At 41.4% G+C, this 25,518-nt stretch carries 16 protein-coding genes, 2 tRNA genes, 1 pseudogene and 1 other annotated feature; all 19 genes and pseudogenes read left to right on the top strand.

The genetic code is table 11. The features are described 5' to 3' along the window. Position 1: 1 nt before the first annotated feature. The gene (gene gyrB, locus IEU51_RS05950; protein WP_229713894.1) at positions 2-1,930 is read left to right on the top strand and encodes a DNA topoisomerase (ATP-hydrolyzing) subunit B; all 1,929 of its coding nucleotides are present in this window, start codon (positions 2-4) and stop codon (positions 1,928-1,930) included. 12 nt (positions 1,931-1,942) lie between these two features. Beyond that, positions 1,943-4,471 carry a DNA gyrase subunit A gene (gyrA, locus tag IEU51_RS05945; protein ID WP_186086104.1) on the top strand — a complete coding sequence of 843 codons (2,529 nt, stop codon included), beginning with the start codon at positions 1,943-1,945 and terminating at the stop codon, positions 4,469-4,471. Between the two features lie 1,005 nt (positions 4,472-5,476). Beyond that, positions 5,477-5,914 (top strand): hut operon transcriptional regulator HutP, encoded by a 438-nt coding sequence (gene hutP, locus IEU51_RS05940; RefSeq protein WP_186086107.1) that lies wholly within the window; start codon positions 5,477-5,479, stop codon positions 5,912-5,914. Positions 5,915-6,008: 94 nt separating this feature from the next. Beyond that, positions 6,009-7,496 carry a histidine ammonia-lyase gene (gene hutH, locus IEU51_RS05935; RefSeq protein ID WP_186086110.1) on the top strand — a complete coding sequence of 496 codons (1,488 nt, stop codon included), beginning with the start codon at positions 6,009-6,011 and terminating at the stop codon, positions 7,494-7,496. Between the two features lie 12 nt (positions 7,497-7,508). After that, positions 7,509-9,160 (top strand): annotated as a pseudogene (gene hutU, locus IEU51_RS05930) (urocanate hydratase). A 3-nt stretch (positions 9,161-9,163) separates the two neighbouring features. Then, complete coding sequence (hutI, locus tag IEU51_RS05925; protein ID WP_186086113.1) at positions 9,164-10,396, top strand: imidazolonepropionase; 1,233 nt, start codon at positions 9,164-9,166, stop codon at positions 10,394-10,396. A gap of 59 nt (positions 10,397-10,455) precedes the next feature. Next, positions 10,456-10,647: a binding site (T-box leader), on the top strand. A 60-nt stretch (positions 10,648-10,707) separates the two neighbouring features. Next, a complete protein-coding gene (serS, locus tag IEU51_RS05920) occupies positions 10,708-11,985 on the top strand; it encodes a serine--tRNA ligase (protein WP_186086116.1) in 1,278 nt (425 codons plus the stop codon). Positions 11,986-12,047: 62 nt separating this feature from the next. Further along, a complete protein-coding gene (locus IEU51_RS05915) occupies positions 12,048-12,968 on the top strand; it encodes a DUF2232 domain-containing protein (protein ID WP_186086119.1) in 921 nt (306 codons plus the stop codon). Between the two features lie 5 nt (positions 12,969-12,973). Then, on the top strand, positions 12,974-14,950 hold the full coding sequence (locus IEU51_RS05910) for a DHH family phosphoesterase (RefSeq protein ID WP_186086122.1): 1,977 nt from the start codon (positions 12,974-12,976) through the stop codon (positions 14,948-14,950). Next, positions 14,947-15,393 (top strand): 50S ribosomal protein L9, encoded by a 447-nt coding sequence (gene rplI, locus IEU51_RS05905; RefSeq protein ID WP_186086124.1) that lies wholly within the window; start codon positions 14,947-14,949, stop codon positions 15,391-15,393. Before IEU51_RS05910 ends, rplI begins: the two co-directional genes overlap by 4 nt. A 12-nt stretch (positions 15,394-15,405) precedes the next feature. Next, positions 15,406-16,809 (top strand): replicative DNA helicase, encoded by a 1,404-nt coding sequence (dnaB, locus tag IEU51_RS05900; RefSeq protein WP_186086127.1) that lies wholly within the window; start codon positions 15,406-15,408, stop codon positions 16,807-16,809. A 109-nt stretch (positions 16,810-16,918) separates the two neighbouring features. Continuing rightward, positions 16,919-18,205, top strand: coding sequence for an adenylosuccinate synthase (locus tag IEU51_RS05895; protein ID WP_186086130.1), 1,287 nt, complete (start codon positions 16,919-16,921; stop codon positions 18,203-18,205). Positions 18,206-18,320: 115 nt separating this feature from the next. Next, positions 18,321-18,392, top strand: a tRNA-Glu gene (locus IEU51_RS05890). Positions 18,393-18,424: 32 nt separating this feature from the next. Then, positions 18,425-18,497, top strand: a tRNA-Asp gene (locus tag IEU51_RS05885). Between the two features lie 1,381 nt (positions 18,498-19,878). After that, a complete protein-coding gene (locus tag IEU51_RS05880) occupies positions 19,879-21,504 on the top strand; it encodes a peptide ABC transporter substrate-binding protein (RefSeq protein ID WP_186086133.1) in 1,626 nt (541 codons plus the stop codon). 58 nt (positions 21,505-21,562) lie between these two features. Next, on the top strand, positions 21,563-22,498 hold the full coding sequence (locus IEU51_RS05875; protein ID WP_186086136.1) for an ABC transporter permease: 936 nt from the start codon (positions 21,563-21,565) through the stop codon (positions 22,496-22,498). Beyond that, a complete protein-coding gene (locus IEU51_RS05870) occupies positions 22,491-23,420 on the top strand; it encodes an ABC transporter permease (protein ID WP_186086139.1) in 930 nt (309 codons plus the stop codon). Before IEU51_RS05875 ends, IEU51_RS05870 begins: the two co-directional genes overlap by 8 nt. A 4-nt stretch (positions 23,421-23,424) precedes the next feature. After that, positions 23,425-24,483 (top strand): ABC transporter ATP-binding protein, encoded by a 1,059-nt coding sequence (locus IEU51_RS05865; protein ID WP_186086142.1) that lies wholly within the window; start codon positions 23,425-23,427, stop codon positions 24,481-24,483. Beyond that, positions 24,476-25,393 carry an ABC transporter ATP-binding protein gene (locus tag IEU51_RS05860; RefSeq protein ID WP_186086145.1) on the top strand — a complete coding sequence of 306 codons (918 nt, stop codon included), beginning with the start codon at positions 24,476-24,478 and terminating at the stop codon, positions 25,391-25,393. Before IEU51_RS05865 ends, IEU51_RS05860 begins: the two co-directional genes overlap by 8 nt. The last annotated feature ends 125 nt before the right edge of the window (positions 25,394-25,518 follow it).

The following is a 25,518-nucleotide window of genomic DNA, read 5'->3' as shown; positions in this document are numbered from 1 at the left end:
GGTGAACAACTTGGCAGAACAAAATATTGAACATTATGATGCGAATCAGATACAAGTTTTAGAAGGGCTTGAAGCGGTTCGTAAGCGTCCAGGGATGTACATTGGATCCACCTCTTCACGCGGACTGCACCATCTCGTTTGGGAGATTGTAGATAACTCTATTGATGAGGCGTTAGCGGGATTTGCATCACAGATTGATGTAGTCATAGAGAAAGATAACTGGATTAGAGTCACAGATAACGGACGTGGAATTCCTGTAGGTATCCAAGAATCTATGGGACGTCCTGCGGTAGAAGTTATTTTAACTGTGCTTCATGCAGGGGGTAAATTCGGCGGTGGCGGTTATAAAGTGTCTGGTGGATTACACGGTGTTGGTTCATCAGTAGTAAACGCACTATCTGAAACATTAGAAGTATATGTTCATCTTGACGGTGAAATTCATTTCCAAAAATATTCACGTGGTGTGCCACAAGCAGACCTTAAAGTCATTGGTGAAACAGATAAAACAGGGACATCGATCCGCTTTAAAGCAGACCCTGAAATATTCACTGAAACAACTGTGTACGAAAGAGAAATTTTAGAAAAGCGTATCAAAGAGCTTGCTTTCTTAAATAAAGGGCTCTTCATTCGCTTAACAGATGAGCGCGAAGAAGAACCTGTCACAGCTGAATATCATTTCGAAGGTGGTATTAAATCTTACGTAGAAGAATTAAACCGTAAGAAAGAAGTACTTCATGATGAAGTGATTTATTTAGATAGTGAACGCGACGAAATTGAAGTAGAAATCGCGATGCAGTACAACGCAGGATTCAACACGATTCTGTTAACGTATGCGAACAATATTCATACGTATGAGGGTGGGACTCACGAAGAAGGATTCCGCCGTGCACTGACACGTGTAATCAACAACTATGCATTTAATCAAAAAATCTTAAAAAGTACAGATGATCGTTTATCAGGCGATGATGTGCGTGAAGGTATAACAGCAGTCGTTTCAATCAAACATACGGATCCACAGTTTGAAGGTCAAACGAAAACGAAACTTGGTAACTCAGAAGCACGTACAATCACTGACCAACTATTCTCTGAAGGATTCGAACGTTTCTTAATGGAGAACCCACAAACTGCACGTACGATTGTCGAAAAAGGAATCACAGCTCAACGTGCGCGTGTTGCCGCACGTAAAGCACGTGAAATGACACGTAGAAAGTCAGCCCTCGAAGTATCAAGCTTACCAGGTAAACTTGCGGACTGTTCTTCTAAAGATCCAAGTAAATCTGAGTTATTTATCGTAGAGGGAGACTCTGCGGGTGGTTCAGCAAAATCTGGTCGTGACTCGATGCACCAAGCGATTTTACCGCTTCGTGGTAAGATTCTAAACGTTGAAAAAGCACGCTTAGACAGAATTTTAACGAACAATGAGATTCGTAGTATGATCACAGCGCTTGGCACAGGTATCGGCGAAGAATTCAACTTGGAGAAAGCACGTTATCACAAAGTTGTCATCATGACCGATGCTGACGTAGACGGGGCACATATCAGAACTCTGTTGCTCACGTTCTTTTATCGTTTTATGCGTCCACTGGTTGAAGCGGGATATATTTATATTGCGCAGCCACCACTTTACAAAGTAGAACAAGGACGTAAGAAACACTATGTGTACGATGATGAGGCGTTAGAAGAGTTACGTGCAACATTACCGGAAACGCCTAAACCGAGTATTTCTAGATATAAAGGTCTTGGTGAGATGAACGCAGACCAACTATGGGAAACGACGATGGACCCAGATAACCGTACGCTCTTACAAGTAGAGTTAACGGATGCGGTTGAAGCAGATGAAGTGTTTGAAATGCTCATGGGTGACGTTGTAGAAACGAGACGCGAATTCATTGAAGAAAATGCAAGATACGTAGAAAACTTGGATGTATAGGAGGAAACATGAATGTCTGAAAGACTTGGAACTGAACAAATAAATATTAGTAAGACGATGAAATCATCTTTCCTTAGCTATGCGATGAGTGTCATCGTTTCTCGTGCATTACCAGATGTACGTGACGGATTAAAACCTGTTCACCGTCGTATATTATACGGAATGTATGACAATGGAATGACAAATGATAAGCCATTTAAAAAATCGGCGCGTATCGTTGGGGACGTAATGGGTAAATTCCACCCACACGGTGACTCATCTATTTATGATGCGATGGTTAGACTCGCACAAGACTTCTCGACGCGCTACCCGCTCGTTCACGGACAAGGGAACTTCGGTTCGATGGATGGAGACGGCGCAGCAGCGATGCGTTATACAGAAGCGAAGATGTCAAAAATCGCAATGGAACTCATGAGAGATATCAATAAAGATACGATTGATTTCATGCCAAACTATGATGAAAACGAACGTGAGCCGGTCGTGTTACCTGCTCACTTCCCTAACCTACTCGTAAACGGTACTTCAGGTATAGCGGTTGGTATGGCAACAAACATTCCACCACACAACTTAGTCGAAGCAATCGACGGTGTACTTGAAGTGTCTAGGAACCCAGATGTATCTATTATGGATCTTATGAATATCATTCAAGGACCGGACTTCCCAACAGCAGGTTACATCATGGGTAAATCTGGCATTCGTAAAGCATATGAAACAGGTCGCGGTTCAATTATTATGCGTGCGAAATGTGAAATTGAGGAAATGAAAAACGGTCGTGAACGCATCGTAGTTTCTGAAATTCCTTATCAGCTGAACAAAGCACGTCTTGTTGAAAAAATCGCAGAGCTAGCGAGAGATAAAAAGATTGAAGGGATTACGGACTTACGTGACGAAACGTCACTTAAAGAAGGCGTAAAAATCATTATCGAAATCAGAAGAGATCAGAATGCGAATGTTGTATTAAATAACCTTTACAAACAGACACCGCTACAAATGACATTTGGTGTAAACATGTTGGCACTCGTTAACGGAGAGCCACAGGTTCTTAATCTTAAACAAATGCTCGTGCATTATTTAGACCACCAAAAAGAAGTGGTGACGAGACGTACGCGTTTTGATTTAAAACGTGCACAAGATCGCGCACACATCTTAGAAGGTTTAATGATTGCGCTGGATAATATAGATGCAATTATCGCGCTTATTCGTGCGTCACAGACGGACGAGGAAGCAAAGAATGGATTGATGGAGAAGTTCAGTCTTTCTGAGAAGCAATCTCAAGCGATTCTCGATATGAGACTCCGTCGTTTAACAGGACTTGAACGTGACAAAATTCAAGCAGAGTATGACGAACTCATGAATAGAATTAAAGAGCTTCAAGAAATTTTAGATTCTGAAGATAAACTTCTAGATCTCATTCGTGAGGAACTCATCGAGATTCGAGACAAGTACGGTGACGAAAGACGTACAGAAATTTTAGCTGGTGTGATTCATGACATTGAGGACGAGGATTTAATCCCAGAAGAGCAAATCGTTGTGACATTGTCTCATGGTAACTACATCAAGCGATTACCTTCAGATACGTATCGCGCACAACGCCGTGGAGGTCGTGGTATTCAAGGTATGAACACGCAAGAAGACGACTTTGTGTCACAAATCGTGACGATGTCGACGCACGATTATTTGCTATTCTTTACTAATAAAGGTCGTGTATTCAGATTAAAAGGATACGAGGTGCCTGAATTATCTCGTCAGTCTAAAGGAATTCCAGTCATCAATATGATTGAAATCGACAAGGACGAAATGATTACCACAATGTTATCTGTTAAAGATAAGAAAGACGAAATAGACGGGCATTATCTCCTCTTTGCGACGAAGAACGGTATTGTGAAACGGACGTCACTTACTGAATTTGATCGTATTAACAAAAATGGTAAAATCGCGATTACGTTTAAAGATGAAGATGAACTTCTAGCTGTAAGATTAACAGACGGCAGCAGAGAAGTTGTGATTGGATCTAAAGACGGTTCACTGATTCGCTTTGATGAAACAGAAGTACGTTCAATGGGACGTACTGCAGCCGGAGTGAAAGGAATTAAGTTACGTGAAGGCGACGAAGTTGTTGGGCTTGACGTTCTATCTGAAGGGCAAAATATCCTTGTAGTTACTGACAAAGGATATGGTAAACAAACAACTGAAGCGGATTATAGACCGACACGCCGTGGTGGATTAGGTGTGAAAACAATCAACTTGAACGAGCGAAACGGACGACTCGAAGCAATCGCAGCAGTCAATGGTGACGAAGACATTATGGTTGTGACAGACGGAGGCGTCATTATCCGATTTGCAATTGAAGACGTATCGACATTAGGACGCGCAACACAAGGTGTAAGACTTATGCGTCTAGACGACGATCATGGCGTCGCAACAGTTGCGGTAGTTAAAAATGTAGATGCAGAAATCGACGAAGCAGAAGACGAATTAGAAGAACTCGCAGAAGAAACATTAAAAGATGAAGACACGCTCAATAATGAAGAGGAAGAGTAAAATTTAAATAGAGAAACGCCACACAGTTGAAAGACTGTGTGGCTTTTTTGTTGATGAGAATTATGTTTGTTCGGAATGTTGCAGTACATTGTGTTTGATGCAGATTAGCGCGAGGATACTCCTCACATCGTTGCGCTAATTGGAGTTTGGCTGACGGTAGCGCAAAGATACTCTCTACATCGTTGCGCTAATTGGAGTTTGGCTGACGGTAGCGCGAAGATACTCTCTACATCGTTGCGCTAATTGGAGTTTGTTTGAGGGTAGCGCGAGGATACTCCTCACATCGTTGCGCTAATTGGAGTTTGTTTGACGGTAGCGCGAAGATACTCTCTACATCGTTGCGCTAATTGGAGTTTGTTTGACGGTAGCGCGAAGATACTCTCTACATCGTTGCGCTAATTGGAGTTTGGCTGACGGTAGCGCGAGGATACTCCTCACATCGTTGCGCTAATTGGAGTTTGGCTGACGGTAGCGCGAGGATACTCCTCACATCGTTGCGCTAATTGGAGTTTGTTTGACGGTAGCGCGAAGATACTCTCTACATCGTTGCTCTAATTGGAGTTTGGCTGACGGTAGCGCGAAGATACTCTCTACATCGTTGCGCTAATTGGAGTTTGTTTGACGGTAGCGCGAAGATACTCCTCACATCGTTGCGCTAATCCCAGCCTACTTAGCATTAGTGCAACAATCCTCCAGTCACCCTATAGCTAATCACTTATTTTCGTATATTTTCTTAAGTAGACTGTTTTTATCTGCATATATTTGTGAATGGCGGTCAATCCTGCCACAAAACGAATATTTTTAATGATTAACGGTAGGAGACTGTTTTTATCTATTAAAAAATAATGAATATAAACTTTCACAACGATCTTTCAGTTCTAATCCTACAAAATCCAACTTAATCCCCCCACCTCCAGCCAGCTTGTTTTTATCTTTAAATAATTGCGTCAGCTAAATGAAAACGCTATACTTAAATTAGTTAATAGACATTAGTTGAGGGTTAAAATGAATAAAAATCTTAGATTCGGTAAGTTTGCGAGCCTTGTTGCACTCACAGATGAAGACACGGCACGTCGCTTGATGCCGGAATTCAAAAGTTTTCGCGTCATCACTGGTAAAGTGGGCACGATGGATTTAAAAAAGGTGATTGCATCTGTGGAAACTGCGGCAAAGCGTGAGGGTATCATCAACGATGAGGTGTATAGAGAAACACATGCACTCTACCATGCGATTGTGGAAGCGATTCAAGGTGTGACGCGTGGTGATCTCGCAGTTGGCGATATTATGCGTACAGTTGGTCTTGAGTTTTCTATCATCCGCGGTAAACCTTATGTCGAAGACGGCGAAGGTGAATGGATTGCGGTGTGCTTCTACGGGACAATTGGTGCGCCGATTCGAGGAAAAGAACACGAGGCGTTAGGTCTCGGAATCAACCACATTTAAATTAAATAAATCATTGTCATAGACATTAGTTATTAGGGACATAAATATCAAAGGGATATTTGTGTCTTTTTTTGTACATAAAAGGAGGAAAACAATGTCAGTTTTAATGTTAGACGGTAACCATTTAACAATCGAGGATATCAAAGATTTCCTGGGAAATTCAGACTCTACAGTCGAAATTACAGAGGAAGCATACCAACGTGTGCGCGCTTCTCGTGCAGTTGTAGAAAGCATCATTAGAAATGAGAAGACAATTTACGGAATCACAACAGGATTTGGTCTCTTCTGTAACGTGCTCATCTCAGAAGAAAAAACAGCACAACTTCAAACGAACTTGATTCGTTCACACGCAGTCGGTGTGGGTCGTCCGTTCCGAGAAGAAGTTGCATTACTCATGATGGTATTCAGATTAAACACAATGTTAAAAGGACATTCTGGTGTACGTGAAGCGCTTGTAAACCAGCTGAAAACATACATCAACAAGCGCATCATTCCAGTTGTACCTGAACAAGGATCGCTCGGAGCTTCTGGTGACCTTGCCCCACTTTCACACATGGCACTCACTTTAATCGGCGAAGGTGAAGTATTTAAAGACGGCGTCGCAGTAGATACTAAAGAGGTTTTAGATGAACTCAACATCTCTCCAATCTCACTTGAAGCCAAAGAAGGACTCGCACTCATCAATGGTACACAACCAATGACTGCTCAAGGTGTAATCAACTACATCGAAGCGGAAAAACTCATGGAAGACAGCCTTTGGATCGCATCACTCACGCACCAAGGTCTGCGTGGAATTACGGATGCATTCGACCATAAAATCCATGAATCACGTGGTTATAAAGAGTCTGTATATGTTGCAGAAAAAATGCTCGACTACCTTGAAGGATCGAAGCTAACTACTCGCCAAGGTGAACTACGTGTTCAAGACGCGTACTCACTCCGCTGTATTCCACAAGTACACGGCGCGAGCTTCCAGACACTTGTTTATGTTAAAGAGAAGTTAGAAATCGAAATGAATGCAGCAAACGACAACCCACTCATCTTCAGCGAGGAAGAAGTGTATTCAGGTGGTAACTTCCACGGTCAGCCAATCGCAATAGCGATGGACCTATTGAAAATCGGTGTCGCAGAAATTGCTAACATTTCAGAACGCCGTATCGAACGATTAGTGAACCCACAATTAAACGAAGATCTACCAGCATTTTTAAGTCCAGAAGACGGATTCCAAAGTGGCGCGATGATTTTACAGTACATGGCAGCAGCACTTGTTTCTGAAAACAAGACACTTGCGCACCCAGCATCTGTAGACTCGATTCCCTCTTCAGCAAATCAAGAAGACCACGTCTCTATGGGAACTATTGGTTCTCGTCATGCACGCGACATCATCGACAATGTGCGCAACGTTCTTGCGACCGAGCTTTTTATCGCAATGAGTGCTGTTGAAATTCGTGGTGTAGATAAACTCTCGCCAAAAACACGTGAGAAATTTGACCAGTATCGTCAAGTCGCAGACTTTTTAGACCAAGACAGACAATTCAGCATTGATATAAAAAATCTATCAACTGCATTAAGAAGCATTTAAGGAGGAAGAAAAATGACAAGAAAAATTATAGCTAAAAAAGGATTAGAATTAGAATGTAAGGGTTGGGAACAAGAAGCGGCACTCCGCATGCTGTACAACAATTTAGACCCAGAGGTTGCAGAGCACCCTGAAGAACTCGTTGTTTACGGCGGTATCGGTAAAGCAGCACGTAACTGGCCAGCGTTCGAAGCAATCGAGAGAACACTCCGCGAATTGGAAGACGATGAAACCATGCTCATCCAATCAGGTAAGCCGGTTGCTGTATTCAAGACTCACGAAGAAGCGCCTCGCGTACTTTTATCTAACTCAGTACTTGTACCTAAGTGGGCAACATGGGATCATTTCCACGAGCTCGATAAAAAAGGCCTCATGATGTACGGTCAAATGACCGCAGGTTCATGGATTTACATCGGTTCACAAGGGATTGTGCAAGGAACATACGAGACGTTCGCAGAACTCGCAGAACAAAACTACGACGGTTCATTAAAAGGGACAATCACGTTAACAGCAGGACTCGGAGGTATGGGTGGCGCGCAACCTCTTGCGGTCACAATGAATGGCGGAGTTGCGCTATGTGTTGAAATCGATGAGACAAGAATTGATAAACGTCTGGAAACGCGTTATTGTGACATTAAGTGCACAGATTTAGACGAAGCTCTAGAAAAAGCACAGGAAGCAAAAGATAAAGGCGAGGCACTGTCGATTGGATTACTCGGTAACGCGGCTGAAGTCCATCACGAAATCTTACGTCGAGGATTCAAAATCGATATCGTCACAGACCAAACGTCAGCGCACGACCCACTGAATGGATATATTCCTGAAGGATACGGTCTAGAGCCAGCAGCAAAACTGCGCAAGGAAGATCCAGATGCGTATGTCAAACTATCTACGGCATCCATGACTAAGCATGTCGATGCGATGCTGAAGTTTAAAGACAAAGGCGCAATCGTATTCGACTACGGGAACAATATTCGTCAAGTCGCGTTTGACAACGGACTTAAGAATGCGTTTGATTTCAAAGGATTCGTACCCGCATACATTCGCCCTCTTTTCTGTGAAGGTAAAGGGCCATTCAGATTTGCGGCACTTTCTGGTGATCCAAAAGACATCGCTGCAGCAGATAAAAAATGCGCGAACTTTTCCCAGACAACGAAAAATTAATTCGCTGGTTAGACATGGCAGAAGAAAAAATCGCATTCCAAGGACTTCCTGCGCGTATCGCATGGCTTGGATACGGTGAACGTGCGAAGATGGGTCTCGCATTAAACGAGATGGTGAGAACGGGAGAAATATCAGCACCAATCGTTATTGGGCGTGACCACTTAGACTCAGGTTCCGTTGCTTCTCCTAACCGTGAAACAGAGTCAATGAAAGACGGTTCAGATGCGGTTGGAGACTGGGCGATTCTAAATGCACTCGTAAACACAGCTGCAGGTGGCTCATGGATTTCAGTGCATCACGGCGGAGGCGTTGGAATGGGATATTCATTACACGCAGGAATGGTTGTTGTAGCAGATGGAACAGACCGTGCTGCACGACGATTAGAACGCGTACTTACAACTGACCCAGGCATGGGTGTCGTACGTCACGTCGATGCTGGATATGATATTGCAATCGATACAGCGAAAAAGAACAACATTAACATACCAATGATGGAGGACTAATTCATGAATGATTTAATCATAAAAAATATCGGCCAACTATTACTACCTAAGAAAATGGATCGTCCATTAAAAGGAAGTGAAATGAACGAGCTCGAAATCATAGAAGGTGGAATGGTTGTCATCAAAGACGGCAAAATTGTCTACCGTGGCAAAGAAACGGACGGATACGAAGCACAAGAAACAATCGATGCTGAAGGCAAAGTCGTTTCCCCTGCTCTCGTCGAAGCACACACGCATACAGTGCACGGTGGTTCACGCGAGCACGAGATGGCGCTGAAAGTTCAAGGTGTCGACTATCTGACAATCCTTGAGCAAGGTGGCGGAATCTTAAGTTCTGTGAAAAGCACACAAGAAGCATCGTTCGACGAACTCTATAAGAAAGCAGAGAAAAACATCATTCGCATGATTCAGCACGGAGTGCTTACAATCGAGACGAAGAGTGGTTATGGGTTAGATAAAGACACGGAAATCAAGCAATTAGAAGTTGCACATAAACTAGAAGAAAACTATCCAGTTCAAATGAAGCATACGTTCCTAGGACCACACGCGATTCCAAAGGGACGTGGATCAGAAGAATTTTTAGATGAAATGATTGAACTATTAGACGATGTGAAAGACCTAGCAGATTTTGCTGATATCTTCACTGAAACAGGAGTCTTCTCTCTTGAAGAGTCACGCAGATACATGAAAGAAGCACGTAAACGTGGATTCAGAGTAAAAATCCATGCAGACGAAATCGATCCACTCGGTGGTTTAGGATTAGCGATTGAGCAAGATGCAATTAGTGCAGACCATCTCGTTGCTGCTGCTGAAGCAGATAAAAAAGCGCTTAAAGAAAGCAACACTGTCGCTGTGCTCTTACCAGGAACAACTTTTTATCTTGGTAAAAATGAATTTGCGGATGCACGTGGTATGATTGAATACGGTGGAGCAGTTGCTCTAGCAACGGATTACAACCCAGGGTCTAACGTTACAGACAATTTACAGCTCATCATGACAATCGCTGCCTTAAAACTTAAGATGACGCCAAATGAAATTTGGAACGCAGTGACGGTCAATGCTGCGAAAGCGATTGACAGTGACCGTGGCACAATGGAAGTTGGAGATGACGCGAACGTTGTATTATGGGATGCACCAAACCACGAGTATATCCTCTATCACTACGGTGTGAACCACGCTGAAAAAGTGATTGCAAATGGTAAACTCGTCTATGCACGTCCTGGTCTTTTAAACTAAACAAGTCACACTTTACTTTAAATTTTTAAATACTTGTAGTATATTAGGTGTAATCAAATATATACTACTTGTGAGATGCAGTAACAATCCCCCTACTTCAAAGAGAGACTATGGTGCTGGAAATAGTCAGTAGAGATTGTGAATTTCTATCTTGATAAAAACCCAGGTAGGCGGTCTTTCCGTTATGAAAATGAGATGCATCACATTTGTGATGTAATTAGGGTGGCAACACGTACAACCACGTCCCTTTTAGGGGGCGTGGTTTTTTTTATTTCATCAAACAAGTAGTCAAACTATTGGAGGTAACAAAAATGTTAGACATTAAACAAATTAGAACAAACACTGATTTTGTCAAAGAGCGTACAGAAAAACGTGGCATGGATCCTGTTGTAATCGATGAAATTCTAGAACTAGATGAAGCACGACGCACACTAATTCAGAAAACTGAAGAGTTAAAAGCAAACAGAAACAAAGTATCTGAACGAATCGCACTGAAGAAACGCAACAAAGAAGATGCAGATGCTGAAATTAAAGAGATGCAAGAAGTTGGTAAGGAAATCGCTGATATCGATGCAAAATTAAAAGAATTAAACGCGGACTTCAACGACAAGATGGCGCGCATTCCGAATCTAATTCACGAAGAAGTACCGGTTGGTGCAGATGACTCTGAGAACGTGGAGATTCGCCGTAAAGGTGAAAAGAAAGAGTTCACTTTCGAGCCAAAGCCCCACTGGGAAATCTTAGAAGACTTAAAGCTTGCCGATTTCGAACGTGCGTCTAAAGTTTCAGGTACACGTTTTGTTTATCTTACAGGAGACGGAGCAAGACTAGAACGTGCATTAATGAACTTCATGTTAGATGTGCACGCGAAAAACGGCTATCGTGAAATGATGACACCACAAATCGTACGCGGCTCAGCAATGTACGGTACAGGTCAGTTACCGAAGTTCGAGGAAGACTTATTCAAGATTCAAGATATGGATATGTACACAATCCCAACTTCAGAAGTCACACTCACGAACTACTATGCAGGCGAAATTATGCCAGCAGAAAAAGTGCCGACACGTTTCACAGCACAAACAGCATGCTTCAGAAGTGAAGCGGGTTCAGCTGGTCGTGACACACGTGGGTTAATCCGCCTACACCAGTTCAACAAAGTAGAAATGGTACGTTTTGAGCGCCCAGAAGATTCATTTGCAGCTCTAGAAGAAATGACTGAGCACGCGGAAAACATTCTAAACTTACTTGAGATTCCACACCGTACAGTGATTCTATGTACTGGAGACATCGGGTTTGGTTCTTCTAAGACATATGACGTGGAAGTTTTCTTACCAGCATATGATGGTTACCGTGAAATTAGCTCAATTTCAAACATGACAGACTTCCAGGCGCGTCGTGCGAACATCCGCTTCAAGAGAGATAAAGATTCAAAAGCCGAATACGTGCACACATTAAACGGGAGTGGTTTAGCAGTCGGTCGTACGATGGCAGCTCTCTTAGAGAATTACCAAAATGAAGACGGCACTGTAACAATTCCAGAAGTCTTAAGACCGTATATGGGTGGTCAAGAACTCATTGAAAAGGTATAATAATAGTACTGAATGCTCCTAATTCTTAGGAGCATATTTTTATAGTTTGAGGAGTGCTTTAATTGAAGTTAAATACCGACATCCAAGTATTATTAGCAGTACTCGTCGGATTTGTATGCTTTTTACTACTTGATTATACAATTATATTAGGGCTCATTGGATTTCCCTTTTTAATATATTTTCTGATGAAGATCAAATCAGAATCCATGATAAGACTATGGATCACAGCACTCATATTAATAGTGATTGCGAGCGTGTTCTTCTCGGTCTTTAGTTTCATGTTACTTATGGTTGCATTCTTTGTTTCCTTATTCTTAGACCGCACGATTCGTGGTGGATACACAGAAGAGAATGCGATTGTTTATGTGGGCTTTATGATTGGGCTCATGACGCTAAGCTTTATCATCATGCTACAAGCAGTTGAAATAGTACCATCATTTGACACGATTGCTAGTAAAGTAATCGATTGGTACGGCAGTCAATTAAACGAAGTTAAAAAAATTCTTGGTGAACAAGTTGTCGATATGAAGGTAATTAGCGCATCGATTACCCAATTTTTTGTGACTTTACCTGCACAAATATTAATTTTTGGATTTTTTATGTCACTTTATACAGTATTAATGGTCCGAGTACTGAACCCAACGGGTAAAGTATGGCAGAATCGACCATTCATGTATTGGGTTGTCCCACGTTTTGTTGCACATCTATACTTCATTGGTCTATTAGTCTCGCTATTCATTACACCGGAAGGTTCAGTGTATAATGTCATTTCAAACGTAATGCTAATATTAGAGTGGGCGTTATTCGTTCATGGTTTGGCCTTTACGTATTACTTTGTTAAGAAGAAAAAGATGCACACAGCAGTGGTTGTGCTATTTGTAATCCTAGCAATTCTACTTAGACCAATCACAATCTTTGTTGGATTTATGGAACTCATTTTAAGACTTCGTTTAAGAATGGAACTAACTAACGGAAGGAAGTGATCGAGATGTTTAAAGTGCTAGATAAGAAGCTAATATTAATACCATTTGCAATTATGTTACTTCATATCGTCATTTTGTGTACGTTTATAATAGTGAATAACTTTAGTTTTGGGATACTGAGCTTTTTTGTAAGTACAATTATTCTAATACTTGTTTATATTTATGCGAATCGTTGGCTCTCTCTAAGCGAAAACAATCTTCAGTCACTTGCTAAAGATATTGCGACAGGTAAACAGTACACTGTTGACGAGTTACCTTTTGGGTTAATTATTCTAAATGATGATGATGAAATTATGTGGATGAACGAATACATGGAACGCGTTGTGCCAGTGGATCTTTATAAAGAGCCAATCAACGTGACGTTCCCAAATTTACTTACAACACTTCGTTCGAATAACTTAACTTCAACAGAAGCTATGTATAATGACAGACATTACCGCGTCTATCATGAAGAAGATATCAAGGCACTTCATTTTGTTGACATCACAAGATTAAAAGAACTTGAGAATAAAATTGAAAATGCACGTCCAGTAATTGGAATTCTTTTCTTAGATAACTATGACGATGTGACGCAAAACATGACAGAAGCACTGAAAAGTGAATTAAACAACATGATCACAACATCTATTAACGAATGGGCAACGGAACATCACATTTATATCCGTCGTTTTTCTAACGATAGATTTATGATTGTTATGAACTCAGAAAGTCTTAAATCTGTTGAGAAAACAAAATTTGGATTACTCGATACTGTGCGTGATAATACTCAAGAAATTGGTGCTCAAATCACCCTATCTATTGGTATTGGTGAAGGATCAGATGATTACATAGAAGTTGGTCATCTCGCACAGTCAGCATTAGACCTATCACTCGGACGTGGTGGTGACCAAGTCGCAATTAAAGCGGTAAACGGTTCAGCACGTTTTTATGGTGGTAAGACAGATCCCATGGAGAAACGTACGCGCGTAAAAGCACGTGTCATGGCACACGCACTGAGAGACATTCTCTTAGAGGGCGACAACGTAATTATTATGGGACATGAGAATCCGGATGTTGACTCAATCGGTGCATCTATTGGGGTTGCGAAAATCGCAAGCTCAAATGATATCGATGCTAAAATTATCCTAAATGAATCGGATTTAGACGACACATTATCACGCCTCATGAAAGAAGTGCGTGATCACGAAAGTCTATACAATCTCTTTATTAGTAGTGAAGACGCGTGGGATATCATGACGCCGAATACGACAGTCGTAGTTGTCGATACGCACCGCCCTTCTATGGTGCTAGATGAAGACATACTAAACAAAGCGACACGTAAGGTCGTGATTGACCACCATAGACGTGCTGATGAAATGATTTCTAACCCGCTACTTGTGTATATGGAACCATATGCATCAAGTGCATGTGAACTAGTTGCGGAGTTATTAGAATATCAGTACAAACAAAATAAAATGTCGCGTATTGAAGCTACAATAATGCTTACGGGTATTATCGTAGATACGAGAAACTATACGCTTCGTACGGGTAGTCGTACGTTTGACGCGGCAAGTTACCTGCGTTCAAATGGTGCGGATCCAGTACTCGCACAGACGTTCCTAAAAGATGATATCGATACCTTTATCGCACGTAGTGATTTAATTAAATCTGCGAATATTGATAAGCATGGTATTGCGATAGTAAAAGCAGACCCTACGATGACTTATCACCCTGTGACGGTGGCGCAAGCGGCTGATACTCTGCTTCAAATGGAAGGTGTGCGTGCATCATTTGTTGTCGCAACACGTGAGGACGAATCGATTGGTATTTCGGCTCGCTCGCTCGGTGAAGTAAACGTTCAGCTCGTCATGGAAGCACTTGGTGGAGGCGGACATTTAACGAACGCTGCGACAAGACGTACGGATCTGACAATAGATGAATTGTATGATGAATTAGTGACCGAAATAGAAAAAGTAAGAGATTCTAGGAGTGAAAATGAATGAAAGTAATTTTATTAAAAGACGTTAAAAATATCGGTAAACAAGGTGAAGTGAAAGAAGTTGCATCAGGTTATGCACATAACTTCTTGTTTAAAAAAGGACTAGCTGAAGAAGCGAATACCAAGAACTTAGCGAAGCTTGAAGCACAAAAAGAAGAAGCAAGAGAAGAGGCTGCGGCTGAACTACAAGAGGCACAAGACTTAAAGAAAGAACTGGACGGTTCTGAAGTTGAAATCAAAATGAAGTCTGGTGAGGATGGTCGTCTATTTGGTTCAGTAAGCTCTAAACAAGTCATTGAAGCATATAAAGAACAAAAGAACGTGAAACTAGACCGTAGAAAGCTGGATATGCCAGAGCCATTTAGAACGCTAGGGTATCATAAAGTAAGCATTAAATTACATCCAGAGGTAACGGCGCAACTAAAAGTTCATGTAGTAGAACAGTAAGGGTGTCTCAAAATGGAAAACTTTGATGTAGGGAAACAGATGCCTCACAACGTTGAGGCAGAACAAGCCCTTTTAGGTGCAGTTCTACTAGATCCTGTCATCATTTTAGATGTGAGAAACGTCTTGGATATCGATGATTTTTATCGTCGTGAACACCAGTTAATTTACCAAGCGATGATCACGCTTAGTGATAACAATAAAGAGATAACGGGGATCTTGCTTGGTCAAGAGCTGATTCGTATGAATGCGATGAACGATGTGGGTGGCGTAACGTACTTACAAACGCTAACTCAGATTACGCCTTCGAGTTATAACTGGGAACAGTACGCTGAGATTGTATATGCGATGTCTCTGAAGCGTACGGTCATTCAAAAAGCGAGTGAGCTTGTTGAGAGCGGGTATTCCACAGATGTCGATGTGGACGATCTTTTATCAGTAGCGGAAACGTCGATGATGAATATCGGCGAAGGCCGTGGACGTGAAGGATTTAAGTCGATGCGTGACGTGGTTGTCAACATCTTCGAGGAGCTCGATGAGTATTCAAAGAAGGATAACTCGGGAATTACCGGTATTCCGACGGGATACCGTGAACTTGACCGCATGACGAGTGGCTTGCAACGCAATGACCTGATTATTGTTGCGGCGCGACCATCCATGGGTAAAACAGCATTCGCATTAAATATTGCAGAAAACGTTGGTATGGCGCGTGATGGTGAGTATTCTGTGGCAATTTTCTCACTTGAGATGGGTGCAGAACAACTGGCAACTCGTATGATTGCTTCAGTTGGTCACATCGATTCATCAAGTTTAAGAAACAGAAGTTTATCGAATGACGAGTGGGATAACTTAGCAATGGTGACGAATCGTCTCGCGGGCACAAGGATTTTTATTGATGACTCACCAGGGATTCGTGTGAACGACATTCGTTCGAAGTGTCTGAAGCTCCAGGCGCAACATGGTCTTGATCTTGTAATCATTGACTACCTGCAGCTGATTCAAGGTTCGGGTGGGAAGCGCAGTGAGAACAGACAGCAAGAAGTGTCTGAGATTTCTCGTATGTTAAAAGCATTGGCGCGTGAGTTGCAGGCCCCTGTTATCGCACTGTCACAGCTCTCTAGGGGTGTCGAACAACGTCAGGACAAGCGTCCGATGATGAGTGACTTGCGTGAGTCTGGTTCGATTGAGCAGGACGCAGATATCATTGCATTCCTTTACCGCGATGATTATTATAACCGCGGTGATGGAGATGAAAATGATGGCGGCACGCAGAGTGTGCAAGATGAGATTGAAATCATTTTAGCTAAGCATCGTAATGGACCGACAGGTACGGTGTCACTCATGTTTAACAAAGCACATAGTAAATTTATGGATATTGATTTTAGAGAATATGGCGATGGATATATCCCGCCGAATTAAGCATGGCGTCACTGTCTTCAATGATGGTTGACGCTTTTTTTAATTGATAATTCAGTAAATTTGTGGTAGATTAGATAAGGTTTAAAAAAGATTTAATGGAGGCAATGCTATGTCTGGAACAGTTGTTGTGGGAACACAATGGGGAGACGAAGGTAAAGGGAAGATTACAGACTTCCTAGCGGATGAAGCAAACGTTATTGCACGATTTTCTGGCGGTAACAACGCAGGTCATACGATTCAATTTGGTGGAGAAACTTATAAATTACACTTAGTTCCATCTGGAATTTTTGCGAGCGATAAGATCGCTTTAATTGGTAACGGAGTTGTGATTGATCCACTATCACTAATTAAAGAATTAGATGGATTAGAAGCACGTGGAATCAAAACAGATAACTTAAGAATTTCAAACCGCGCAAACGTCGTTCTTCCATATCACATCACACAAGATGAGCTAGAAGAAGAAGCACGTGGAGACAATAAGATTGGTACAACAAAACGTGGTATCGGTCCATGTTACGTAGACAAAGTACAGCGTATTGGTATCCGTATGGCTGACCTTGTTGATGATGAAGTCTTTTCAAAACGTTTAAAAGATAACTTAGAACTCAAAAACAACTACTTAAAAAATATGTATGGTCACGAAGGATTCTCATTTGAAGAAATTCACAGTGAATACAAAAAAGCAGCAGAGCGCTTAAGACCATATGTGACAGATACGTCTAAAATTTTAGATGATGCATTCCAAAACGATGAGCGTGTATTATTTGAGGGTGCACAAGGTGTTATGTTAGATATCGACCATGGTACATATCCATTTGTAACGTCATCTAACCCAATCGCTGGTAACGTGACAGTAGGTTGTGGTGTTGGCCCAACACATATCAAGCACATCATTGGTGTATGTAAAGCATACACGTCACGCGTTGGAGACGGCCCGTTCCCAACAGAGTTATTCGATGAAGACGGACATCACATTCGTGAAGTTGGTCGTGAGTACGGTACAACAACAGGACGTCCACGTCGTGTCGGCTGGTTCGACTCAGTAGTCGTACGCCACTCACGCAGAGTAAGTGGAATCACGGACCTATCATTAAACTCAATCGACGTATTATCAGGATTAGATACAGTTAAAATCTGTACTGCCTACGAAATCGATGGTAAAGAAATTACAGAATACCCAGCAACTTTAGAAGACCTCTCAAAAGCAAAACCAATCTACAAAGAACTACCAGGTTGGGATGAGGACATCACAGGCGTGCGTAAGTTAGAAGACTTACCAGAAAACGCACTAAACTACTTGAAAGAAATTGAACGTTTATGTAACGTGAAAATTTCAATCTTCTCAGTAGGTCCAGATAGAGATCAAACAAACCTTTTAGCAGATCTTTGGGGATAAGATAAAGAAATTGCACTTGAAAATCCTTCAAGTGCAATTATTTTTTTAATAATTACTAAAAAGTGTTGCATTAATATTTATTACGTGGTACTATAAGTCTTGTGTTCAATAGTAAGGCCCCTTGGTCAAGCGGTTAAGACACCGCCCTTTCACGGCGGTAACACGGGTTCGAATCCCGTAGGGGTCACTTTTTTTATTTATACAAATTTTATAAATTTTGGTCCCGTGGTGTAGCGGTTAACATGCCTGCCTGTCACGCAGGAGATCGCGGGTTCGATTCCCGTCGGGACCGCTTCAAACTCTAGCGAAATATCGTTAGAGTTTTTTTGTTTATCTTTAGCTAAATGCAACTTTTTCAATACATTGTTGTGCTACTCGTTCAGAAAATTCGTTTAGCGCGATGATCTAGTGAGTATCTTCGTGCTAATCTCAACTAAACTCCGATTAGCGCAACGATGCAGGGAGTATCTTCGCGCTACCCTCAACAAAACTCCGATTAGCGCAACGATGCAGGGAGTATCTTCTTGCTAATCGCAACCAAACTCCGATTAGCGCAACGATGCAGGGAGTATCTTCGCGCTACCCTCAACTAAACTCCGATTAGCGCAATGATGCAGGGAGTATCTTCGCGCTAATCTCAACTAAACTCCGATTAGCGCAACGATGCAGTGAGTATCTTCGCGCTACCCTCAACTAAACTCCGATTAGCGCAATGATGCAGGGAGTATCTTCGCACTAATCTCAACTAAACTCCGATTAGCGCAACGATGCAGTGAGTATCTTCGCGCTACCCTCAACTAAACTCCGATTAGCGCAATGATGCAGGGAGTATCTTCGCGCTACCCTCAACTAAACTCCGATTAGCGCAACGATGCAGTGAGTATCTTCGCGCTACCCTCAACTAAACTCCGATTAGCGCAATGATGCAGGGAGTATCTTCGTGCTAATCGCAACTAAACTCCGATTAGCGCAACGATGCAGTGAGTATCTTCGCGCTACCCTCAACTAAACTCCGATTAGCGCAACGATTCACGAACGAACTCTGCGCTATTTTTTGTTTTTATCTATTTACCGCAACGATTCAGAAACTATCTTTGTGCTATCTTATCAAATTTCCGAATTAACGCAAAGATACTATGTCTTTATCTTTTATATAGACGTAAATATTAATTGGAAGAAAACTTCTGCCTCTATTTCGTAAAAAATTGGACTTATGGAGAGAATTTTTTTCATCTTCGGAATCTACTTTTTAGAAAGCTACATTTTAATCAGTTTTAACAGACAACATTTCTTTACCCACATATTAAATAGCTAAATAGATTACTTTCTCCTATCTTTTCCCGCTCATTCGATAAAAACAGACTTTAAGACAAGAAGCTTTCCTACCTTCTTGCACTATTCTGATAAAAACCCAATTTACCACAACGACCTTTCTAGCCATCCACCTCCAATCGCATCTTGTCATCCGTGCCAATTTCACCACCAACTTCCAATCCCCCACCTCACCCATATCATAATGATTTTAGTAAGTTATTTTGTTTTTAGTTAAGTAAAGGCGATGTATCTTCTATCCAACCGTATTGACATACATTATTTAATAAGCCTATAATTTATTTATAACCGTATGAAAACGGTTTATAATCAAAAATATCCTTACTAAGGGGGAAATAACAATGAAGAAGTTAGGTACATTATTACTCTTACTTGTTTCGGGTATCGTACTTGCTGCTTGTAACTTCGGTGGTGGCGGAGATTCTGACACAACTGAAGATGGTGAGGCAATGAAGGAACTGAATGTTTCTATTACATCAGATCCACCAGCGTTCCATCCAGCACTTGCTACTGATACAACTTCAGGTGCAATCTTAGCATCAGCATTTGAAGGTCTTACTCGTTTAGATGCCAAAGGGGAACCTACTGAAGGTATGGCAGAAAAAGTTGAAGTAAGCGAAGATGGTAAAACTTACACATATACATTACGAGACGCAAAATGGTCTAACGGAGACCCTGTAATTGCACAGGACTTCGAATTTGCATGGAAATGGGCTTTAGACCCTGAAAATGCTGCGGACTATGCGTATCAACTATATTACATAGTTGGTGCTGAAGAATACAACAATGGGGAAGGTTCAGCGGATGACGTTGGTGTGAAAGTAATCGACGAAAAAACGCTTGAAGTTACTCTAGTGAACCCTACGCCGTTCTTTGACGAGTTAACAGCGTTCTACACTTACTTCCCAGTGAACTCTAAACTTGCTGAAGAAAATCCAGATTGGTACAAAGATCCAAGCGGCGAAGATTTCGTTGGTAACGGTCCATTCAATCTAGACGAATTCGCAAGTGCGGATCACATCACTTTATCTAAAAACGATAACTATTGGGATAAAGACAACGTTGCTTTAGACAAAGTAAACATCTCAATGATCGAAAGTGAAGCTACAGCACTTAAGGAATACCAAGCAGGTAACCTTGATTACCTCGGTGCTCCATTTAACTCAATTGACTTAAACGCGTTAGACGGATTTAAAGAAGACGGTACACTAAACGTATCTGACCAAGCAGGTACTTACATGATCGTATTCAATACTAAAGATGAAATTCTTGGTAACAAAAATATCCGTGAAGCATTAACAATCGCGATTGATCGTCAAGGTTTAATCGATAACGTAACTAAAGGGGAACAAAAACCAGGTTCTGGTTTAGTACCACTTACAATGACTGGATTTGAAGAGCCAGCGGATTACTTTAAATCTAATGATATCGAAGCTGCAAAAGCTGCATTAGAAAAAGGATTAACTGAACTCGGATTAGACAGCCCTGCAGATTTAAAAATTAAATTATCTTATAACACAAGTGAAGCTCACGCGGCAATCATGCAGTTCGTGCAACAAGGTTGGTCTAAAAACCTTGGTATCGATGTTTCTTTAGATAACTCAGAGTGGCAAGTCTACCTTGAGCAATTAGACGCAGGTGAATACCAAGCAGGACGTTATGGTTGGGTTGGTGACTTTAATGACCCTATTAACTTCTTAGAAATTTACAAACGTGATGGCGGAAACAACCAAACGGGTTGGACGAATGAGGAATACACTAACTTATTAAACCAAGTCGCAACTGAAACTGATGAAGCGGCTCGTACTCAGTACATGAAAGACGCTGAGGAAATCTTAATGAGTGAATTCCCAATCTCTCCAATTTACTTCTACACTAACCTATCAGTTAAACAAGATAGCGTTAAGAACATGGAAGCAGACCCAATGGGTAACGTACAGTTAAAATACGTTGACGTTGAAGAGTAAAACCTAAAAGGTGAGTGTAATCACTCACCTTTAATTTATTTTTAAGGAGGGTTTCACTGTGATTAGTTACATAGCGAAACGCTTAGTATATATTTTAATTGCCATGTGGTTAATTATCACAGCAACATTCTTCCTGATGCGCTTAGCTCCAGGTAATCCGTTCGCATCTGAACGTGCGTTGCCACCAGCAATTCAAGAGAGTCTAAATGCACAATACGGATTAGATAATCCATGGTATGTACAGTATAAAGACTATTTAATTAACAGTGCTAAGGGTGACTTTGGTACATCTATGAAATATAAATATCGTGAAACAAACGATATGATTGCGGAAAGTTTCCCTGTGTCTATGACACTTGGGTTAGAAGCAATGTTTATCGCTGTTGCATTCGGTGTTTTAATCGGGACAATTGCTGCCCTATTCCATAATAAGTGGCCAGATTATCTCATGACCATATTGGCCGTCTTGGGGATATCCATCCCAAGCTTCGTAATGGCCACAATCTTACAGTATTATTTAGCACTTCAGCTTAATCTGTTTCCAATAGCAGGATGGAAGGGGTTCGCCTATAGTATACTGCCAGCAGTCGCACTCGCATCTACGCCAATGGCGTTTATTGCGAAGCTGACACGTTCAAGTATGCTTGAAGAAACAAATAGCGAATATGTTAAAATGGCAAAAGCAAAAGGTATTTCTAAACCAGTAATTGTGTTTAAACATGCACTAAGAAACGCACTTTTACCAGTAGTCACTTACCTTGCACCGTTAACAGCTGGGGTCGTTACAGGAAGTTTCGTTATCGAGAAAATCTTCTCGATTCCAGGACTTGGTAAACACTTTGTAACGAGTATCACAAACCGTGACTATACAGTAATCATGGGTACGACAGTATTCTATGCAGTGATCCTGCTGCTCGCTGTTCTAATCGTCGATATTCTTTACAGCTTTATTGACCCACGTATTCAGCTGAGAGGAGGCAAATCAAATGATTGATAAAGAGCACATTAAGTTAAATCCGGAAGATTTTGAAGTGGTTGGTGAGCGAGACAAAGAAGCTGAGCAACTGAGTAAAAAATCCATTTCATTCTGGGAAGAAGTGCTCAGAAGGTTTATGCAAAATAAACTTGCACTCGTTGGACTTGTATTACTCTCAATTATTATACTTGGTGCGATTTTTGTACCAATGTTTTCAGAATTCACGTATAGGCAGCAAAACGGCGACTATAATGCTGCACCATCATCGAAGTACTTCTTTGGTACTGATGACCTAGGTCGTGACATATTTGTACGCGTTTGGGTCGGTGCACGAATCTCAATCTTTATTGGATTTGCTGCTGCAGTCATTGACCTCATTATTGGTGTTGCATGGGGTGCAATTGCTGGTATGCGTGGTGGTCGTGTCGATGAAGTCATGATGCGTATTGCAGACGTGTTAACAGCTGTTCCTTACCTACTTGTAGTAATTATCTTACTTGTAGTAATGCAACCAGGACTATTACCAATGATCATTGCGATCTCAATTACAGGCTGGGTAAATATGGCACGTATTACACGCTCTGAAATCTTAAAATTAAAGAACCAAGAATATGTCTTAGCAGCACGTACACTCGGTGCGTCTACTGGACACTTAATTATGAAACACTTAATTCCAAACGCACTCGGTGCGATTCTAGTAACAATGACACTTACAATTCCAAGTGCAATCTTTACAGAAGCATTCTTAAGTTACCTTGGACTTGGTGTCCCTGCTCCACTTGCAAGTTGGGGTACAATGGCTAACGATGGGTATCCAGCGCTCGCAAACGCGCCATGGAGATTATTCTTCCCTGCGGCCTTTATCTGTTTAACAATCTTTGCATTTAATACAGTAGGAGACGGGCTTAGAGACGCGCTCGATCCGAAGTTAAGGAAGTGATAGTATGAAGAAATCCATTTTAGAAGTAAATGATTTAAAGGTGAATTTCTCAACATACGCAGGTAAAGTTCAAGCCGTAAGAAATGTATCTTTTGAAGTATTCAGTGGTGAAACACTTGCGATAGTTGGAGAATCAGGATCAGGTAAAAGTGTAACGTCACAGGCGATTATGCAATTACTTCCTGTCCCGCCGGCAATCTATGAAGGCGGAGAAATTCTATTTGAGGGACGCGACTTATTAAAATTATCGGATAGACAAATGGAAAAAGTACGTGGTAATGAAATCAGTATGATCTTCCAAGATCCGATGACAAGTTTAAACCCGACAATGAAAATTGGAAAACAAATCACAGAAGTGATGATTAAACACCACAAGATTTCACGTAGTGAAGCAGACAAACGTGCTTTAGAACTCATGGAACTTGTTGGTATTCCAATGCCAGAAAAAAGATTAAAACAATATCCACACGAGTTTTCAGGTGGGATGAGACAGCGTGTCGTCATCGCGATTGCGTTAGCTGCGAATCCAAAACTACTTATTGCTGATGAACCAACGACAGCTCTCGATGTAACAATTCAAGCACAAATCTTAGAGGTGATGAAAGAGATTCAAAAAGAGATGGAAACAGCAGTCATCTTCATTACTCATGACCTCGGAGTTGTAGCAAACGTGGCAGATAGAGTAGCAGTTATGTATGCAGGTGAGATTGTAGAGATTGGGACAGTAGAAGATATTTTCTATAACCCACAACACCCATATACATGGGGACTGCTCGGTTCTATGCCAGACTTAACTGCAGACAAATCACAAAAGTTAAGAACAATCCCTGGTTCACCACCAGACCTAACGCATCCGCCAGCAGGGGATGCATTTGCAGCGCGTAACCCCCATGCAATGAAAATTGACTATGAGAAAAACCCACCAATGTTTAAAGTGAGTGAAACACACTATGCAAAAACGTGGAGATTACATCCGGACGCTCCGAAAACGGAGATTCCTGAAATAATTAAAGAGCGCTACAATCAGTATCGTCAAACGAAAGAAGGTGACTCCATTGTCTAAGCCACTATTAGAGGTTAAGAACCTATCAAAACACTTTGGGTCACGTAAAAATCTGGTTAAAGCAGTAGATGGCGTGTCATTTAACATCATGCCAGGAGAAACCCTCGGGCTTGTTGGAGAATCAGGGTGTGGGAAATCAACAACGGGACGTACGATCATTAAATTGTATGAAAGTACTTCTGGGCAAGTCATTTTTGATGGTAAAGACATCAGTAAATTGTCTAAGAAAGAGAAAAAGCATTTCTATCAAGATATGCAGATGATTTTCCAAGACCCATACGCATCGCTAAACCCTAGAATGACAGTACGTGAGATCTTAGAAGAAGGGTACGAAATTCACGGTCTTTATAAAAATAAAAAAGAACGTAAAGAAAAAGTGTATGAACTCCTAGAGTCTGTTGGCCTCAATAGAGAGCATGCAAGTCGTTATCCACATGAGTTCTCTGGGGGTCAACGCCAGAGAATTGGTATCGCACGTGCTTTATCATTTGACCCTAAATTGATTATTGCAGACGAGCCGATTTCGGCACTCGACGTCTCGATTCAAGCACAGGTCGTCAACATGATGAAAGATATACAAAAAGAACGTGGTCTTGCATATCTCTTTATTGCGCATGACCTTTCAATGGTCAAATACATCTCTGACAGAATTGCGGTGATGTATAAGGGACGCCTACTTGAAATTGGTGAAGCGGATGAATTATATAACAACCCGATTCATCCATACACAAAATCACTTTTATCAGCAGTCCCGCAACCAGATCCAATTTCGGAACGTGGGAGAAAGCGCATCAAATATGAACATCAAGAATACACAGAGATTGATGATAGCTTACTCGAATTTAGAAGTTTTGGTAACGATCATTACGTATACTGTACAGAAGAAGAATTTAAAGCGTGGCAAGTATAAAATCGCATTAACCTATAACTGAATCCATGTCAGTTATAGGTTTTTTTCATTTCAATAATTTGTCATACATATTACAATAGAAGAATATGGGATGATTCAGAATTAGGCAAAATAGCATGAAAATG

The organism is Phocicoccus schoeneichii (assembly GCF_014635565.1).
GTDB lineage: Bacteria > Bacillota > Bacilli > Staphylococcales > Salinicoccaceae > Phocicoccus > Phocicoccus schoeneichii.
The sequence above is the reverse complement of the archived record's forward strand: the minus strand, read 5'-3'. Positions and strand labels throughout refer to the sequence as shown.